Genomic DNA, 1,085 nt, shown 5'->3' with positions numbered 1-1,085 from the left:
ACACGTGCAGCCAATGCTGGTGCGACAGTTTCGCAAATGAAAGCGCTTTTTGGCTGGACAGAAGATAAAATGGCATCTCTTTATACCAAAACAGCCGATAGAAAACGCCTTGCAATAGAAGCCATTAAAAAACTTCAAAAAGGTTAGAGCAACGGGCGGAAGCTAAAAAACTAAAGCCCCGTCAAAATTATAAACGAAATCAAAGCGACGTTTGATGTGCTTCAGAAACCAGAGGAGAAATAGGTGGTTGTGTCTGTTGCATTGTTTGCCATAAATTATAATTTGTTTGCATATCCAGCCAAAATTTCGCTTTACTAAAACCAGCTAGTTCTAATTTCACTGCAAGTTCGGTACTCATAGAGGCATGTCCGTTAATCACTCTTGATAGAGAAGCTCTTGTCATATGGAGATGATTAGCTAACTTTTGTATTGTTATCCCCATTTCGTCTAAGAAAGCTACTTTTAGAACTTCGCCCGGATGTGCGGGGTTATGCATCATTATTTTCGTTCCTTTCATCAATGGTAATCTTGATAATCAACAAGCTCCACATCTGTTCCTATAAAGCGAAAAGTAACACGCCAATTTCCATTCACCCATATAGAATAGTAGCCTGTAAGTTCACCTTTAAGAGGATGCATTTTAAAGGCAGGCGCTTTCAACATTTCGGGCGTCGTAGCACTTGTTAAAGCCGTCAAGATGACGCGTAATTTCTTTATGTGATCTGGTCGAATAGCTTTTGTGGAACCTGTTGTATAAAATAATTTTAAGCCCTTATGTCTGAAACTCACAATTGCCATTAGCACCCCTTATCGTATACTATTACTATACGATTTATAAAAATAAAAGTCAAGTAAGATACTGGAAAATCTGATTACATATTTGGATAAAATGATTGAGAATAAGCTATAAAAAAGTTCGGGATAGACATAAAAATAAGTTAATAAAATCAATGGAATTAAAATTCCCTTACCTTTATATAAGTTATTGATTGCATATAAATGTAGCATTCCCACCCCCTCCGCCACAGCACTTTTATGGCGCTATAACTTTTTGATTTTATATGACTTTTTTAAAGGTTCGGGAT

General features: G+C 36.7%; 2 protein-coding genes and 1 pseudogene. 1 reads left to right on the top strand and 2 read right to left on the bottom strand.

Annotated features, from left to right (window positions below):
* Positions 1-147, top strand: a pseudogene (locus ACFIMW_RS09345) (integrase); the annotation flags it as partial.
* Positions 148-199: 52 nt separating this feature from the next.
* On the opposite strand, the gene ACFIMW_RS09340 reads toward ACFIMW_RS09345, so the two are convergent.
* The gene (locus tag ACFIMW_RS09340) at positions 200-499 is read right to left on the bottom strand and encodes a HigA family addiction module antitoxin (protein WP_183194585.1); all 300 of its coding nucleotides are present in this window, start codon (positions 497-499) and stop codon (positions 200-202) included.
* A 17-nt stretch (positions 500-516) separates the two neighbouring features.
* On the bottom strand, positions 517-798 hold the full coding sequence (locus ACFIMW_RS09335; protein WP_375607580.1) for a type II toxin-antitoxin system RelE/ParE family toxin: 282 nt from the start codon (positions 796-798) through the stop codon (positions 517-519).
* Positions 799-1,085 lie beyond the last annotated feature (287 nt).

The sequence above is a fragment of the Bartonella sp. AC329YNZD genome, assembly GCF_042196685.1.
In the GTDB taxonomy this organism is placed as follows: domain Bacteria; phylum Pseudomonadota; class Alphaproteobacteria; order Rhizobiales; family Rhizobiaceae; genus Bartonella.
Note: the sequence above shows the minus strand (reverse complement) of the source record. Positions and strands in the feature narration are given on the sequence as shown.